The following is a 14,742-nucleotide window of genomic DNA, read 5'->3' as shown; positions in this document are numbered from 1 at the left end:
CATGATGTATTTAATACGGGGAACGATAGGGGAGATAATAGGAAAATGAAAAAAACAGTGGGAAGCCTCTCTCACTGTTTTTCAATCATAACTCAACCAATATAAAACATTGGTCATCGTTATTATAATTACTATAGATCGTTTCCTTGTTTTCGAGTGCGCTCTGTATAATCTCTTTTGTCTGTGCTAATGGACTGGAGATGGATTCGTTCAATAAATGATTTAAAGTGTTTAACTCAAATGCTTCCGAAACCCCATCAGTATACAAAAGAATTCTTGTCCCGCGTTCATAGTGCAATGTTCTCGATTTAAAAAGTATATTTTCAAATGTTCCTAACGGCGGATTGGTTGCACCTAGCTCATGCTGTGCACCATTTTCTTCCTGTAGGATGGCAGGAGGGTGGCCTCCATTAATATATTCAATCGTCTGTGTGCTGATATCGATGTTTAAATAGATTGCTGTACAGTAATGCCATGCATCCTGGTTGTTTTGAAATAAATCGTGCAAGTATTGGTCCAGCTCCTGCAATACGCTTTCAGGCGCTGCTTCCCGTGATATTAACTTCTGGAACATCGATTGAAGGGACATCGTAATTAAGGCCGATGAAATCCCATGCCCCATAACATCCAATAAAATAATCGCGTATTTTTGTGGCGTTACTTGATAAAATCCAAAAATATCGCCTGACAATGATTTGGAAGCACGGTAATAAGACAGAATCTCAATATTGTCATTAGTAATATCTTTCGTTAATGCGGTTTCCTGAATTTTTTTGGCAATCTGTAAATCACGTTCAGTTTCGCGCATGATTTTCGTGTTGATTTGATTAGCCTGCAAGAGATCCTGTTGCTTTCTTTCCAATTCTAAAAGAGCCAGTTCTTTTTCTAGGTAGGCATCTTCGGTCATCTTCCGAGCATTAATGAGCGCATCTTCCAATGCACTGCGATTTTGGATCGGAAAGATGACACAGGTTAACTGATGATTATCGTGGAAAGATGCATTTAATAATATAGGAATTTCCTCTTTCATTACGGTATGTAATGTCAGAAACATTTCCTCTACAGTATGCTTCACTTTAATCAGTGGGACTAAATAAAGCTGACAAAAAATCTGAGAGGAAGGAGATAATAGCATATTAAAATGCTTTCCCATAAAGTGCTCAGATGATGGATAGTCCAGCCAATTTAGCAATGTCTTATTTATCGTAAGAATTTCACCTTCTGAAGATAAAGTGATGAAACCGCACGGAGCGTTTTCTATAAGTTCATTCATTTAAATTTCCCACGCCCTCACCGATAAGGGGCATAGAATGCTCCAATAAGTAATTTTTAATCAAAAAAATTGTTTCCTCTGGGTCGCTCATATGTGGACAGTGACCGATTGCATTCATATAGGCAATCGTACTGTTTGGCATATTCGCATGTAAGTACTCGCCAACTACCCTTGGCGCAATGACGTCTTCCGAACATTGTAAAATAAGGGAAGGTACCGTAGCTTTCGTAATATCTTGACGATTATCAGTAAAAAAACAAGCCTTTGCAAAAGTATTGGCAAATAAAGGATTGGTTGAACAGAAGCGATCTTCCAAATCTTTTGCCACATCTGCATTTGCTGTATTGTTCAATAATGTAATCGAGAAAGCATTGGCCCAACCGATATAATTTTTTTCCATCAAGTCCATTAAGCTGAGCAAGTCTTTCATTTCAAAACCCCCGTAATATTCAGGGGGATCATTTATATAACTTGGTGATGGAGCGATCATGATCAGTTGTGAGAAAGACTCCGGTTTCGATAACGAAGCCAATAAACCAATCATGCTGCTTACCGAGTGGCCGACAAAAATAGCTTCCTTTAAATCGAGCGTCTCACAAATATCTAAAAGATCTTGCACATAACCGGCCAGTTCACCATATTTAATAAGGTCAAAAGCGGTAATATCTGATTTTCCAAACCCGACATAATCAAATAAAATCACTTGATAATCTTCTTCAAAAGCAGGAAAAACATCATTCCATACCGTTTGGTCGCAACCAAATCCCGCAGCGAATATTAAAGGTTTTTTACCGTTACCACGAATATGTACGTTATTACGTTTAAACGTATTTTGAATCATGAAATAGCCCTCCCTTCAAATGGTCACTTATAACATATTGATTTATATATGTTTAAACATTTTTAAGCATCATGTTAACTTCCTATTTAACAATCATTCTGTATGAAATTAGGATATAAGTAAAGGAATATGACTATTTTATAGTGATAATCTATGAATTTATATTTTGTGAACTTCATTTGAAAATAGAAGTAGTGAGAGATATTTAACGAAAAATAAACAATGTGTTCAATATTGTACATTGCTTCATCCACCCATCCGTCTTACAATTTAATCATAGAAATGAACAATGTGTTCAATTTTGAGGAGGAAGCAAACAATGAGTAAATTATCAAAACTATTAATGGCAATTGCTAGTATTATATTAATCGGATTTTTGGGGAAAGCACTTATTTTAGATGAAGCGGTGAAAGGATATTTAGTGACATTCTTTTTTGTTGGATCAGGGTTGGCGTTATTACGTTTAATGATTAATACGATGATTGGTAAAATGAAAGGGAAGCATATTTTGGTGAAAATCGGATTCTTCGCTGTACTTTTAGGTCTTGGTATACCGTTCCAAAGCTGGTTCCGTACAGAAGTCATTTTCTCCATGAGTAAAGCGTTTATTGTTCCTAGTATTTCAGTGATGGTCGCTAGTGTTGTGTTGATGACAATTGTATATGGCATCATTGGCAAACGTATTCAAGCAGCGCGTATTGAAAAAATGCAATTAAATTAACGCCCAAAAAGCCCAGTGTAAATTCGAGTCATTAAAGGACAGGAAGAAATTTCCGTATCTTGGTACGAAAGCCCCTAATTCTACAATTATTATATCAATAAAATGTCCATTTATTTTTTATAATGTGCTACATTATAAGGAAAAAGTGTTAATTAAGAGAGGGTAAACCAATAATGGGTTCGCAATTGACCATGTATATTACGCTTGTTTGTACGTCGGGCGTATTGAATTTGTACTTATGTCTTTATGCCTTTAGCAAACGTCATAAATATACGAATATCGCAAATTATTTTATTTTCTATACAGCTGCCATTAGCATTTACTGTTTTGCTTCGGCCATGACTTTAATATCAACGACGCTTGAACAAATCAGTTTTTGGAACACCATTCTCTACATCGGGATGCCTACGTCAGCAACATTAGGCTTATTGTATGTCATGAGCTATTTAGGATTTAAGCTGTCGTTTAGAAGAAGCATGCTCATACTTCTTATTCCGTTTATTACAATTATTATGGTAGCGACAAATCACTGGCATCATCTTCATTATCGCGTATTTGAGCTGGATCCGAATTTAGGAGCACCTTTCGTTTACCAGGAAATTGGCATATGGTATATGGTGCACGGTGTCTACACATTTGCCAGCATGTTTGTCGCCTTTTTACTGTTAATCTCTCATTGGAAGGAAACGGGGAAGGCATACCGTCCACAATTGATCGCATTAATGTTTGGTCAGCTAGTTCCGATGCTGACGGCTTTTCTTTATTTGAACGGACTCACACCGGCAGGAGTTGATCCGGTACCGATGATTTTATGGCTTTCTTCATTATTATATTTATGGGCGATTAACTCATCTCGGCTGTTTCGGATTATGCCGATTGCGAAAGATACGATCTATAATAGTATCAATGATGGAGCCATCGTACTGGATGAATCATACCGTCTCATCGAGTTCAATCAAGCATCAAAAGCGATGTTGCCGAATTTGAACAAATCGATGTTCGGCAATAACTTTGTGAAGTTTTGGAAGGAGCAGACTGGGGAGGCTCTGCCATTCAAATTAGTTACCGATGGAATCGCCACCCAAGAGATAAAGTTATGTTCTGAAGGGATGGAACGGATTTATCAAGTCAGGATTACTTCATTAGATCAAGCGAGAAATAGAAAAGGGTTGTTGTTAGTTTTTACGGATATTACCGAGATCAAAAGGCTGCAGGAAAAATTGGAGCAGCAGGCATATAATGATGAGCTGACTAAGATTTATAACCGGCGCGCATTTATACAGCAATGTGAACAGGATTTTGAGGCAGCTAGAGAAACAGGTTTGCCATTTACGGTTCTCTTGATGGATATCGATTATTTTAAACGAGTGAATGATACGTATGGGCATCATGTTGGGGACCAACTGCTCGTACATGTCGTGAAGGTTTGCCAAACACAATTGCAGGAAGGGCATTTCTTTGCTCGTTATGGCGGGGAAGAATTCGTCATTGCACTGAAGGGATATAAAGAAGCTGAGGGTATAACAATAGCCGACCGACTTCGGGGTGCCGTTGAGAAGGCGCCACTCATGACGGAAGCGGGTAATCTTTCGGCTAGGTTAAGTATCGGTGTTGCTGAAGTGAAAGACTGGACAGAAGAGACACTGTATCAGCTATTGCATAAAGCAGATACCGCTTTATATGCGGCGAAGGAAGAAGGACGCAACCGTGTGAAAGTGTATATGGGAAGTAAGGGAGTAATTAAATAAAGTAGCTTGAACCACCGGCATGGAGAAGTTCATGCCGGTTTTTTATATTGGTGGGAGGTGTGCTGGGAGCTTAGGGGCCTGAATCCATACTATCTGGACTTAGGAGAATATGTTAGCATAGTAAAATAATAACTATATGTTGGGTGGGAGGCGGGTTGGATATGGTCCATGGTCATTCAATGCTGATTACTATAAGAATGTGCTTAATCCTTGTTCAAATCATGTGTGCAAGTTTCTTAATTAAAAATATACAGCTTATTATGAACCCGCCGTCAATCGATGCTAAATGGTTAGCGGGGATTTCCTTTGTCCTATTTTTGTTTTTATTCATCGTAAATTTAATATCGATTTTAAAGGTTGGGAAAATGAAAGAATCAAAATCAACTATCTAAAAGAGAGGGATTGGCATGGTAGGATGGATCTTGAGCGGGTTACTATCGCTATTTTTGATTGTGAAATTTTATAAAAACAGAGAGATTTTTAAACAGCTATCAAAAAAAGAATGGTTACAGGGTGGTGGCGGATTTTTAGGTGCATGGGCTGTAGCGATACTCATCATTATTGGTGGTTCCAATTTTACAGATGCAATCCAGATTGTTTGGTTATCTAAGGTTTTTGAAGTTGTATTAATTTTGATTGGATTGGGTTTAGCAGGATATATTCTGCATAAAACATTGCCTGAAAAGCTAAAAGAACTTTACTCGTGATAGGAGCAAAGAAACGGAGGTAGTGCAAATGGATGAAATAATCGGATATGCAGTAGTTTTTATCATTATTGCAGGTCTATTTTATGCTTTAGTCAAACAAATTAAAGAAACAAGGAGCAGCGAACACATTGCGGGCAGTGCGCTGTTTCGTAAACAAATGGCAAGAAAAAATATAGTGATGACAGTTGCATTATTTGGAATTCTCGTGTTTTACACATTAAATATTGTGAGCGGTTTAAATTTCACTTCAACTAGATTAAACAGTTTCACTGGCCTCGGAACTTGGATTAGTTTTTTTGTTTACTTTTATGCAAGGTTAATAATGAAACCAAAGCAGGTTGATCATATTAGGAAATTATATCATTAAGCTTTTAAGAAGTAGGAGAGTGCTGCGATGAGAAAACGCTTTTCCAATTTAGATCAAATTGATTGTCTCGGGACATTTAAAGATGTGCTGAAATGGCAGCGATCAAAGCAAAAGAAAGTCGTCGATTACAAAGTACCGCAGTGTGAAGAAAAGCAGATTGCGTTTCTAAAAAGTAACCGTATGGAGCAGTCTGTTACGTGGATTGGCCACTCAACCTTTTTAATCCAAAAAGAAGGGCTCAATATTTTAACAGACCCGGTTTGGGCATATTGGATGGGTGTGGCGAAACGGTTAACCGAGCCGGGATTACGGTTAGATGAGCTGCCGGAAATTGATATCGTACTTATATCGCACGCGCATTATGATCACCTGAACATACCGACGCTAAAAAAGCTGAAAAAACGAAATCCCAATCTCCTATTTATCATTCCAGAAGGGCTCGGTTATTTAATGAAGCGTCACAAGCTGCACCATTTTATCGAACTTTCATGGTACGAAAAGCATGAGGCAGGTCCTCTTGAAATTCATTTCGTTCCCGCTCAGCATTGGACGAGACGCATGCTTTGGGATACGAATACATCGCATTGGGGCGGATTTGTACTGCAAACGGCGTCAGATGCGCAAAGCATTTATTACGCCGGAGACAGCGGGTATTTTCGGGGCTTCAAAGATATTGGCGAACGCTTCAACATACATACAGCGCTAATGCCAATCGGTGCATATGAGCCGGAATGGTTTATGTATGCCTCCCACGTGACACCGGAAGAAGCAATCCAGGCGTTTTGTGATGTAGGGGCGCAAGTGTTTATCCCAATGCATTACGGAGCGTATATGCTGGCAGATGAGACGCCAAAGGAAGCGATTGACCGATTGTATTTTCATTGGCAGCAGGCGAATTTAGAAAATGAACAATTAAAATCGTTAGCGATCGGGGAGACCTTTCGAATGTAATTGGTGGTTTGTTAAATGCTTTGAAAGATTATCATCAGCGCAGAACAGCAGAATTCAAATTTGTGATTTTCATATTTGAAAAAAGGATTATTGCCGTGTTTTGTATGTTGAGGCAGGCAAAACGAAATTGAAAAGGTAGAAATGGCCCTCAATGAAAAGATTGATCCAGCATTTCCAGAAGGAGATGGCACGACAAAATTCACCCTCTAAACTATCTTTACTTGTTAAAGTTAAAAAACCTTGCCTTAACAAAATAATTAAGGCAAGGTTTTTATGGAATCTCTTATTTCTTATGACACTTTTTATTTACTAATAATATAAAACATTTACTTTATTACACTTGATACATTTTTCATGATATTGATTTCCTTTAAAATGATGATCACAATTTTGCTGGATTTCTTTTAAACTTTTCTCCAAAACAGCAAGGTAAGTTTTGAGCTGATTAATTTCCTCTTCAATTTTTCCAACCTTCATCCTAATGACCCCCTAAGAAAGTTACTGATATATGTTACCACCAGATTGCTTAAACTGTTCAGCTTTTTCCTTCATACCTATTTCAATAGCTTCCTTCGTATCAAGTTCTTTTTCTTTTGCAAAATTACGAATATCTTGAGAGATTCTCATACTGCAAAATTTAGGTCCACACATAGAACAGAAATGTGCTGTTTTTGCACCTTCAGCAGGTAAAGTTTCATCATGATATTCGATTGCACGTTCAGGATCTAAAGATAAATTAAACTGATCTCTCCAACGGAATTCAAAACGAGCTTTTGATAAGGCATCATCTCTTTTATGTGCTCCTGGATGCCCTTTTGCCAAATCAGCAGCATGTGCAGCAATTTTATAAGTGACAACCCCTACACGAACATCATCTCTATTCGGTAAACCTAAATGTTCTTTTGGCGTTACATAACAAAGCATCGCTGTCCCATACCAACCAATCATTGCAGCTCCAATAGCAGATGTAATGTGATCATAGCCAGGAGCTATATCAGTTGTAAGAGGGCCTAAAGTATAGAAAGGAGCTTCCTTACAAACTTCCAATTGTTTGTCCATGTTTTCTTTTATAAGGTGCATTGGCACGTGTCCCGGTCCTTCAACCATAACCTGTACATCATGCTCCCAAGCAATTTTTGTTAGTTCTCCAAGAGTTTCTAATTCCGCAAATTGAGCTTCATCATTGGCATCAGCAATGGAACCAGGACGTAAGCCATCTCCTAATGAGAATGAAACATCATAAGTTTTCATGATTTCACAGATTTCTTCAAAGTGAGTATATAAAAAATTTTCTTTATGGTGGTGAAGACACCATTGTGCCATAATAGATCCACCTCGGGATACAATACCTGTTAAACGTTTTGCTGTTAACGGAACATATCGTAAAAGAACACCAGCATGAATGGTGAAGTAATCCACCCCTTGTTCTGCTTGTTCAATCAATGTATCACGGTAAACTTCCCATGTTAGGTCTTCAGCAACACCATTTACTTTTTCTAGTGCTTGATAAATAGGTACGGTACCGACAGGAACAGCCGAATTTCGAATAATCCATTCCCGTGTTGTGTGAATGTTTTTACCTGTTGATAGGTCCATAATATTATCAGCACCCCAACGTGTTGCCCATGTCATTTTTTCAACCTCTTCTTCGATGGAAGATGAAACAGCAGAATTGCCAATATTCGCATTAATTTTTACATGAAAGTTACGACCTATTATCATAGGCTCTGATTCTGGATGGTTGATATTAGAAGGAATAATCGCGCGACCCTTTGCAATTTCATCCCGTACGAATTCAGGTTTCATATTTTCTCTTATTGCGATAAATTCCATTTCAGGCGTGATAATGCCTTTTCTTGCATAATGAAGTTGTGTAATATTTTTCCCTTTTTTGGCCCGTAACGGTTTCCGCTTTAAACCAGGAAACACGTTATGATTAGCACGAGGATCGTTTTCATCTTTATAACCATTATCCTCAGGCTTGATTTCACGACCATCATATTCCTCCACATCGCCACGTTCTTGAATCCATGTACTGCGAAGGGCAGGGAGACCTTTTGTAATATCGACAGAATAATCAGGGTCTGTATAAGGTCCGCTCGTGTCATACACTCGTACTGGAGGATTATCCTCTTCTCCAAACGTACCAGTAGTCGGGCTTAACTCGATTTCACGCATTGGAACCTTAATGTCAGGTCTAGAGCCTGTTACATATACTTTTTTGCTACCTGAAAAATTAGACATGATGGAAATACTTTGTTCGTTTAATGAAGATGGTGACATTGACATAATAAATCTCTCCTTTTTTTGAATATAAGGACAAGAGATAGAACACAACAGTGGTGAGCTAAAAAGCTATGAAGTACATAAAAAAGCCGGTGTCCAATAAATGGTCGGACCCGGCTAATATGTATACAGAAGTAGTATTACTATAATACGATGCTAACTTCCCCACGCTGGTATGATCCAGATCAGGTCCCAAGAGTTAAGAAACTTCAACGTGTTTCTTTCTCAGCCCAACTTATTGGACACCCCTAGTTATTTCTATTCAATTTGATTTTAGTATACATGAAACTTCATTGAGATAAAAGTGAAAATTTAAAAAAATTATTTGCAGTTAGATGAATTACCAAACATTGATATCGTACTCATTTCGCTTGCAAATTACAATCATCTGCATGTCCCTACGTTAAAAGACTAAAGAAACAAAACCCGAACGTATTATTATTTCAGATGAGTCAACATTTTAAAACGGGGTCAGAATTCGTTGTATACGGTGGATTCATCGCTCAATGATTCTGAATCAGAGAACTTATTAATTCCTGCTTATTTAAAACCCACCCTTGACGAAAAAAGTCGTTCGTCGTAAAGTAATGATAAATTCATCAAGCATTAGGTGCCCTTTAAGGGAGAATAGGGAATAAAGTGAAAAGCTTTAGCGTAATCCCAACACTGTATAGAGGAGTTTCATAGCAAAACCCACTGGATTTACATCTGGGAAGGGGCTATGAAATTGTGAATCTGAGCCAGGAGACCTGCCTAATACGCTTACTGTTATAGACACTGGATATGTCTGTAGTTTATTTGTTATCGAATAAACTACAGGCTTTTTTATTGTCAAAAATACATTTAGATAGGGGAAACGAAATATGCAATTATTACAGCAAACAATTGATCAAATTCAAGGAATCGACCGACAAATGGAAGAAAAAGCACGTACGTACATAGACTCTTTAGCCAAACCACCACAAAGCCTAGGGAAGCTCGAATCACTAGCTCTGCAAATCGCCACAATTACGGGTGACCTTGCGCCTAAAATCGATAATAAAGCGGTGATCGTCATGGCTGCGGATCACGGGGTGTATGAGGAGGGCGTAACGCCAAATCCGCAAAGTACAACGGTTTTCCAAACATTATCATTTCCGAAAGGGACGACAGGGATGTGTACGATTGCGAAAATTTCGAATGCACAAGTCATTCCGGTAGATATCGGTGTAAAAGAAGATTTACCTCAAGATGCTGGGGTAATCATTAAAAAGGTCAAATACGGGACAGACAATATGGCGAAAGGTCCAGCAATGACCCGAGAAGAAGCGATTCAAGCGATTGAAGTAGGAATTGAAGTCGCAACAGAAGCGATCCAAAACGGTATCAATCTAATTGGTACCGGGGAAATGGGTATCGGGAATACGACACCGAGTGCTGCAGTGCTTTCAGTGCTTCACGGCTGTGATCCGCTGGCAGTAACGGGCTTTGGAGCCGGTGTCGGAGCTGGCGGCATCGAATATAAAGCCGAAGTCATTCGAAAAGCGATTGCCTTGAACGAGCCGAACGCCGAAGATCCGATTGATGTTGTAGCAAAAGTAGGCGGACTGGAAATTTGCGGGATGGCCGGAATCTTCCTTGCAGCTGCAGCGAATCGTGTACCGGTCGTTGTTGACGGGTATATTTCAACGGTTTCCGCATTAATCGCCTCTAAGTTAAATCCGAATGTGAAAGCATATTTGATTCCGTCACATTTATCGGAAGAGCCGGGTGCAAAAATTGCAGCTGAGCTTCTAGAATTAGAGCCAATGCTGCATATGAATATGAGACTTGGAGAAGGATCAGGTGCTGCACTAGCGTTCCCGATTCTAGATGCAGCATGTTCCATGATTACAAATATGGTGACATTGGAGGAAGCGGCCGCGCTTTTAGTAGCCAAGTAGAAAAAGAAATTAAATTAATAAAATAAAATGTCGTAAAAAGGCTACATTAAAAGTAATAGTAACTTTTAATGTAGCCTTTTTTTATGAATTCGATATTCCATAGAAATAAATGGCGTTTTTCAGTCTATTCCATTTGTTTTACCAGTAAAATACCAAATAAGCGGAACTATGTTGTTTATTGAGTAAGTGAAGAAATCATAAAGAAAAGCCCTATCCAATCCGCTGAAAATGTTATGTGCGACCAAAACATTCGGGGAATGAATAGAACTTGATTTAATTTTACAGAAAATTCAGTGAAATAAAAGCGATTGTCCTGTCAATTGTATCCCCTCCGCAATATCCTATATTAACCAAATGTAAAAACATATTTGAAATGTTAATAATAGCTAAAAAAGTGCTTTTTGGATGGAACTTGGAATAAAGTAACCGGTAAATAGGGTAAGGAGAAGTAAGACCAATAAAAAGGAGAGGCGGGAGGGGCATTAAGAGAAACGGGGTGATCACTATTTCTCCGTATGTGAAAGGTCGTTTTTGAATATATTCGAGAAAAGGATGAGGATAATATGAATCAAATTTTCAAAAAAGATGAGTTTATTATTATTCCTTTTTATAAAGGGCGCAAGCAGGAATTTATGGTCGTCAATACGAAGAAGGAATTTAAAAATGGACATACGCACTTAAAGTCATTTAAGATGGCCAAGTATTTGATCAATCTTGCGCGTTGCCAAAAAATCAATTCCGGATTAAGACCATATTTATTAACAAGCCTTACAAGAATATCGGCAGACCGTGAATATATTCAAAAATTAGAAGAGCTTCTAGCCGTGAAAAGAAGTAAAGGATCAAAAGCTTCCTATTATAATAAAGCAATCTAATTGTACGTAATAACGTCAATAAAAATAGATAGACCGCTTTTTCAAGAAATTGAAAGAGCGGTTTTTTGCATGGAAATATTTTTGGGGTGGAGCTCATCACCTGAGAACTTCCAATTTAACTAAATCATTTTTAATAACGCTTCTTCGCCAATCATACCTTCTTCAATACCGCACGCTCTTGCTTCGTATGTCACGGATTCTAGTGGCGCTTTAAGTAAGTCATCGATCGTTCGAACACCTACTGCACGACCCGCAATGATTTTGCGATCGGCCAACTTTTCATTTAACAGACCAACATCGAGTGCACCGCACATAATGTAGCCATGCTCATTCGAAATTGTCAGCAATGTTGTTTTAGGTAATTGAACCGTTACCGCAGTAAATAAATGACCTTGAAGATCAATCGTTTCCGTATAGACGATAACCTTCTCCCCCTTTCATATAAATCATATGAAACAATTAGAAATTGGTACTTGTTTTTGGGGAAATTATGCAGGTTACTTCAAAAGAGCGACTGCTTTGTTCTGCTTTTCTCAATTTACTTTCTACAATAAGGTACTAAGTTCTACTTTCGGACCGAACTGTTCAACTTTCAAGCTTGAATCTTCTACTTATCCCGAAGCCTTCTACTTTAGAGCCGGTTTGTTCCACTTTCACCAGTCCTCGTTCTATATTCATGACGCAGAGTTCTACTTTTGCATTGATTCTTTCTACTTTTAAGCCGGAACTTTCTACTTTCCCGGCCTTTAATTACATGCGGTGATAATAATACTTACAATCTCTTACAATTAATTCATATGAACTTAATATTCCACCCTTACACTAAGAAAAAATGTAAAGGTGGAATGTTGTCTATGTCTAAGAAATTACTAGCTGCGGCTCTTATTGGAGCGGCGGTCACTACGCCTGCCATTGTCGCAGAAGCTGCGTTAAGTTTAGATGCACGTTATGATTCCGGTGTTCAAAATGAAGATGGTGGTACCACGGAAATTGTTGCGTATAACCCGCACACCCATGCAACGTATATCGTAAATGGTGAAACGAAGAAAATCGAAGCAATCTCACTCAACTATACAAAAGATGAGGCCATTACGTTAAAGCCTTTCCTTTCGATCGATATCGCCAAAAAAATTGCCACATTCGACCAAACATTTGAATACGGTGATTTAACAAGCATTACGGTACACCCGAAAGAAAATGTAATTGCGGTGTCGGTACAGGCAAAAGGCTACAATACTGCCGGTTATGCTGTTGTACTAACGGGGGATGGCAAGCTTCTTGGCGCAACAAAAGTTGGCATCCAGCCGGACAATATTATATTCACAGCTGACGGGACGAAGCTTCTAACAGCAAATGAGGGGGAGCCGCGTGAAGGCTATGGCGCAGATATTGTTGACCCAAAAGGCAGTATTTCTGTCATTGATACAGCAAACAGCTTTGACGCATTAACAGCAGAAACGCTTTTCTTCGAAGCATTCGATACAGCAGAAAAACGTGCTGAGCTCGTTGCGGATAACGTCATTTTAAAGAAAAATACAAATGCTTCTGAAGATCTGGAGCCGGAATACATAGCAGTTAATGAAGCGAGCACAATGGCGTATGTCGCGTTACAGGAAAACAATGCCGTTGCCACAATTGACTTAACATCAAATGAAGTGGTGTCTGTGAAAGGGCTTGGCTTCAAAGACCACAGCAAGCCCGGCAATGAAATCGACTTATTGAAAGACGGCAAAATCGAGATTAAAAATGAAAACTATTTCGGTATCTATATGCCCGATGGAATGGCAACAGTGACGATTAACGGCAAAGATTATCTCGTCACGGCCAATGAAGGCGATGGACGTGAATGGGGCGAAGAAGAGAGCGAAAACTTCCATTTGAATGAAATCGAAACAGACGAAGAAATTGTGACATATGATACGTCCGGCTACGACGGTTTTGTAGAAGGGCAGGACTATATTTTCGGTGCACGTTCATTTGCTATCTTTAATGCTGAGACAATGGATGTCGTGTTCGATAGCGGCAGTGATTTTGAAACAATGACAGCACAGCACCATCCCGAACATTTCAACGCAAGTAATACGAACGTGAAACTTGATAATCGCAGCGGTAAAAAAGGACCCGAGCCGGAAGATGTAAAGATCGGCAAAGTAGGTGATGAAATCTTTGCATACATTGGACTGGAGCGCATCGGTGGTGTCATGATGTACAACATCACAAAACCGGCAAGTGCAAAATTTGTAGACTATCTGAACTTACGTGACTTCTCGGATGATATTAAAGGTGATGTTTCACCAGAAGGAATGGCTATTATTACGAAGGATGACAAGCCGCAGTTAATTGTTGGTCATGAAGTGAGTGGTACGGTAACGGTGTTGAATGTAATGGACGATCCGATCGCATTTAAAGACGTTGAAAATCATCCGGATAAAGATGCTATTTCAAACGTAACAAAGCGCGGTTTATTTAAAGGGGTAAATGAGACAACATTCGCGCCAAACAAGCCGTTTAGCCGTTCACATGCCGCATTGGTGCTGCACCGTTTGGCGGGTACACCGGCAAGTAACACTACGAATTTCAATGACATAAAAGCATCTGCAACAGAAGATGCTGTTTCATGGGCAGTGGAAAATCAGTTCATCAGTCCATTAAACAACAAAGTATTCGGCGCAGCAAAACCAATTACGCGTGAAGAATTCGCTGTAGCGGTCTACAATGCGTTGAAGGGGGCAGGACAGATCACAGCAGCTGAAGCGCCTGTCTATACAGACGACGTGGATATTTCCGCTCATGCGAAGGAAGCCGTTGCCTCACTGAAAGCAGCCGGCATTATGACAGGAACGAACAATGAGTTTCATCCGAAGCAATCGTTGACACGTGCACAGGCGGCTGTTGTTTTGGATAAATTGCTGAAATAAGATTAAGTTTTATTCTATCTATCAAGCTCGCTGCGGAAAACGCAGCGAGCTTACTTTTTTAACGTTGCATGAGATCCAGAGTTCACAGAATTCTTGAAATATACTTTCTTCTGACAAGTGCAATGATTTATAC

At 39.1% G+C, this 14,742-nt stretch carries 14 protein-coding genes and 2 riboswitches; of the genes, 9 read left to right on the top strand and 5 right to left on the bottom strand.

Annotated features, from left to right (window positions below; genetic code table 11):
- Positions 1 to 85: 85 nt before the first annotated feature.
- Together MHB58_RS16030 and MHB58_RS16025 are read right to left on the bottom strand one after the other, a co-directional pair.
- Positions 86 to 1,273 (bottom strand): SpoIIE family protein phosphatase, encoded by a 1,188-nt coding sequence (locus MHB58_RS16030; RefSeq protein ID WP_340735591.1) that lies wholly within the window; start codon positions 1,271 to 1,273, stop codon positions 86 to 88.
- Positions 1,266 to 2,114: an alpha/beta fold hydrolase gene (locus tag MHB58_RS16025; protein ID WP_340735590.1), complete on the bottom strand. Its 849-nt coding sequence runs from the start codon at positions 2,112 to 2,114 to the stop codon at positions 1,266 to 1,268. The genes MHB58_RS16030 and MHB58_RS16025 overlap by 8 nt, the downstream gene beginning before the upstream one ends.
- 319 nt (positions 2,115 to 2,433) lie before the next feature.
- Here MHB58_RS16025 and MHB58_RS16020 point away from each other — a divergent pair, with 319 nt between their 5' ends.
- The 6 genes from MHB58_RS16020 to MHB58_RS15995 all read left to right on the top strand — a co-directional run bounded on the left by MHB58_RS16020 (position 2,434) and on the right by MHB58_RS15995 (position 6,608).
- Entirely contained in the window at positions 2,434 to 2,835 is a 402-nt protein-coding gene (locus MHB58_RS16020) for an MFS transporter permease (RefSeq protein ID WP_065216833.1), read from the top strand.
- 173 nt (positions 2,836 to 3,008) lie between these two features.
- Positions 3,009 to 4,583 (top strand): histidine kinase N-terminal 7TM domain-containing diguanylate cyclase, encoded by a 1,575-nt coding sequence (locus tag MHB58_RS16015; RefSeq protein WP_340735589.1) that lies wholly within the window; start codon positions 3,009 to 3,011, stop codon positions 4,581 to 4,583.
- A gap of 161 nt (positions 4,584 to 4,744) precedes the next feature.
- A complete protein-coding gene (locus MHB58_RS16010; protein WP_065216835.1) occupies positions 4,745 to 4,975 on the top strand; it encodes a hypothetical protein in 231 nt (76 codons plus the stop codon).
- Positions 4,976 to 4,990: 15 nt separating this feature from the next.
- Complete coding sequence (locus MHB58_RS16005; RefSeq protein ID WP_340735588.1) at positions 4,991 to 5,290, top strand: hypothetical protein; 300 nt, start codon at positions 4,991 to 4,993, stop codon at positions 5,288 to 5,290.
- Between the two features lie 28 nt (positions 5,291 to 5,318).
- Complete coding sequence (locus tag MHB58_RS16000) at positions 5,319 to 5,657, top strand: 4-aminobutyrate aminotransferase (protein WP_340735587.1); 339 nt, start codon at positions 5,319 to 5,321, stop codon at positions 5,655 to 5,657.
- 27 nt (positions 5,658 to 5,684) lie between these two features.
- Positions 5,685 to 6,608, top strand: coding sequence for an MBL fold metallo-hydrolase (locus tag MHB58_RS15995; protein ID WP_340735586.1), 924 nt, complete (start codon positions 5,685 to 5,687; stop codon positions 6,606 to 6,608).
- Positions 6,609 to 6,917: 309 nt separating this feature from the next.
- On the opposite strand, the gene MHB58_RS15990 is transcribed toward MHB58_RS15995, so the two are convergent.
- Entirely contained in the window at positions 6,918 to 7,085 is a 168-nt protein-coding gene (locus MHB58_RS15990) for a hypothetical protein (RefSeq protein ID WP_014822911.1), read from the bottom strand.
- Between the two features lie 21 nt (positions 7,086 to 7,106).
- Positions 7,107 to 8,891: a phosphomethylpyrimidine synthase ThiC gene (gene thiC / locus MHB58_RS15985; protein ID WP_340735908.1), complete on the bottom strand. Its 1,785-nt coding sequence runs from the start codon at positions 8,889 to 8,891 to the stop codon at positions 7,107 to 7,109.
- A 148-nt stretch (positions 8,892 to 9,039) separates the two neighbouring features.
- Positions 9,040 to 9,154: riboswitch (TPP riboswitch) on the bottom strand.
- 333 nt (positions 9,155 to 9,487) lie between these two features.
- A riboswitch (cobalamin riboswitch) is annotated at positions 9,488 to 9,665 on the top strand.
- Positions 9,666 to 9,757: 92 nt separating this feature from the next.
- On the opposite strand from thiC, the gene cobT reads away from it, so the two are divergent.
- Positions 9,758 to 10,816, top strand: a complete 1,059-nt coding sequence (gene cobT, locus MHB58_RS15980; RefSeq protein ID WP_340735585.1) for a nicotinate-nucleotide--dimethylbenzimidazole phosphoribosyltransferase — start codon at positions 9,758 to 9,760, stop codon at positions 10,814 to 10,816.
- A 563-nt stretch (positions 10,817 to 11,379) separates the two neighbouring features.
- Positions 11,380 to 11,691 carry a hypothetical protein gene (locus MHB58_RS15975; protein ID WP_008405307.1) on the top strand — a complete coding sequence of 104 codons (312 nt, stop codon included), beginning with the start codon at positions 11,380 to 11,382 and terminating at the stop codon, positions 11,689 to 11,691.
- Positions 11,692 to 11,810: 119 nt separating this feature from the next.
- On the opposite strand, the gene MHB58_RS15970 is transcribed toward MHB58_RS15975, so the two are convergent.
- On the bottom strand, positions 11,811 to 12,113 hold the full coding sequence (locus tag MHB58_RS15970; protein WP_339264660.1) for a YunC family protein: 303 nt from the start codon (positions 12,111 to 12,113) through the stop codon (positions 11,811 to 11,813).
- Between the two features lie 432 nt (positions 12,114 to 12,545).
- On the opposite strand from MHB58_RS15970, the gene MHB58_RS15965 reads away from it, so the two are divergent.
- A complete protein-coding gene (locus MHB58_RS15965; protein WP_340735584.1) occupies positions 12,546 to 14,609 on the top strand; it encodes a choice-of-anchor I family protein in 2,064 nt (687 codons plus the stop codon).
- Positions 14,610 to 14,742: the final 133 nt, after the last annotated feature.

This window comes from Solibacillus sp. FSL K6-1554, from assembly GCF_038005185.1.
In the GTDB taxonomy this organism is placed as follows: Bacteria; Bacillota; Bacilli; order Bacillales_A; family Planococcaceae; genus Solibacillus; species Solibacillus silvestris.
Note: the sequence above shows the minus strand (reverse complement) of the source record. Positions and strands in the feature narration are given on the sequence as shown.

What these genes read in the sequence shown, in the direction of transcription:
- MHB58_RS16015 (WP_340735589.1), top strand. Translation starts at nt 3,009, where the DNA reads ATGGGTTCGCAATTGACCATGTATATTACGCTTGTTTGTACGTCGGGC.
- MHB58_RS16000 (WP_340735587.1), top strand. Translation starts at nt 5,319, where the DNA reads ATGGATGAAATAATCGGATATGCAGTAGTTTTTATCATTATTGCAGGT.
- MHB58_RS15965 (WP_340735584.1), top strand. Translation starts at nt 12,546, where the DNA reads ATGTCTAAGAAATTACTAGCTGCGGCTCTTATTGGAGCGGCGGTCACT.
- MHB58_RS16010 (WP_065216835.1), top strand. Translation starts at nt 4,745, where the DNA reads ATGGTCCATGGTCATTCAATGCTGATTACTATAAGAATGTGCTTAATC.
- MHB58_RS15975 (WP_008405307.1), top strand. Translation starts at nt 11,380, where the DNA reads ATGAATCAAATTTTCAAAAAAGATGAGTTTATTATTATTCCTTTTTAT.
- MHB58_RS16020 (WP_065216833.1), top strand. Translation starts at nt 2,434, where the DNA reads ATGAGTAAATTATCAAAACTATTAATGGCAATTGCTAGTATTATATTA.
- MHB58_RS15990 (WP_014822911.1), bottom strand. Translation starts at nt 7,085, where the DNA reads ATGAAGGTTGGAAAAATTGAAGAGGAAATTAATCAGCTCAAAACTTAC.
- MHB58_RS16005 (WP_340735588.1), top strand. Translation starts at nt 4,991, where the DNA reads ATGGTAGGATGGATCTTGAGCGGGTTACTATCGCTATTTTTGATTGTG.
- MHB58_RS16025 (WP_340735590.1), bottom strand. Translation starts at nt 2,114, where the DNA reads ATGATTCAAAATACGTTTAAACGTAATAACGTACATATTCGTGGTAAC.
- MHB58_RS15995 (WP_340735586.1), top strand. Translation starts at nt 5,685, where the DNA reads ATGAGAAAACGCTTTTCCAATTTAGATCAAATTGATTGTCTCGGGACA.
- MHB58_RS16030 (WP_340735591.1), bottom strand. Translation starts at nt 1,273, where the DNA reads ATGAATGAACTTATAGAAAACGCTCCGTGCGGTTTCATCACTTTATCT.
- cobT (WP_340735585.1), top strand. Translation starts at nt 9,758, where the DNA reads ATGCAATTATTACAGCAAACAATTGATCAAATTCAAGGAATCGACCGA.
- thiC (WP_340735908.1), bottom strand. Translation starts at nt 8,891, where the DNA reads ATGTCACCATCTTCATTAAACGAACAAAGTATTTCCATCATGTCTAAT.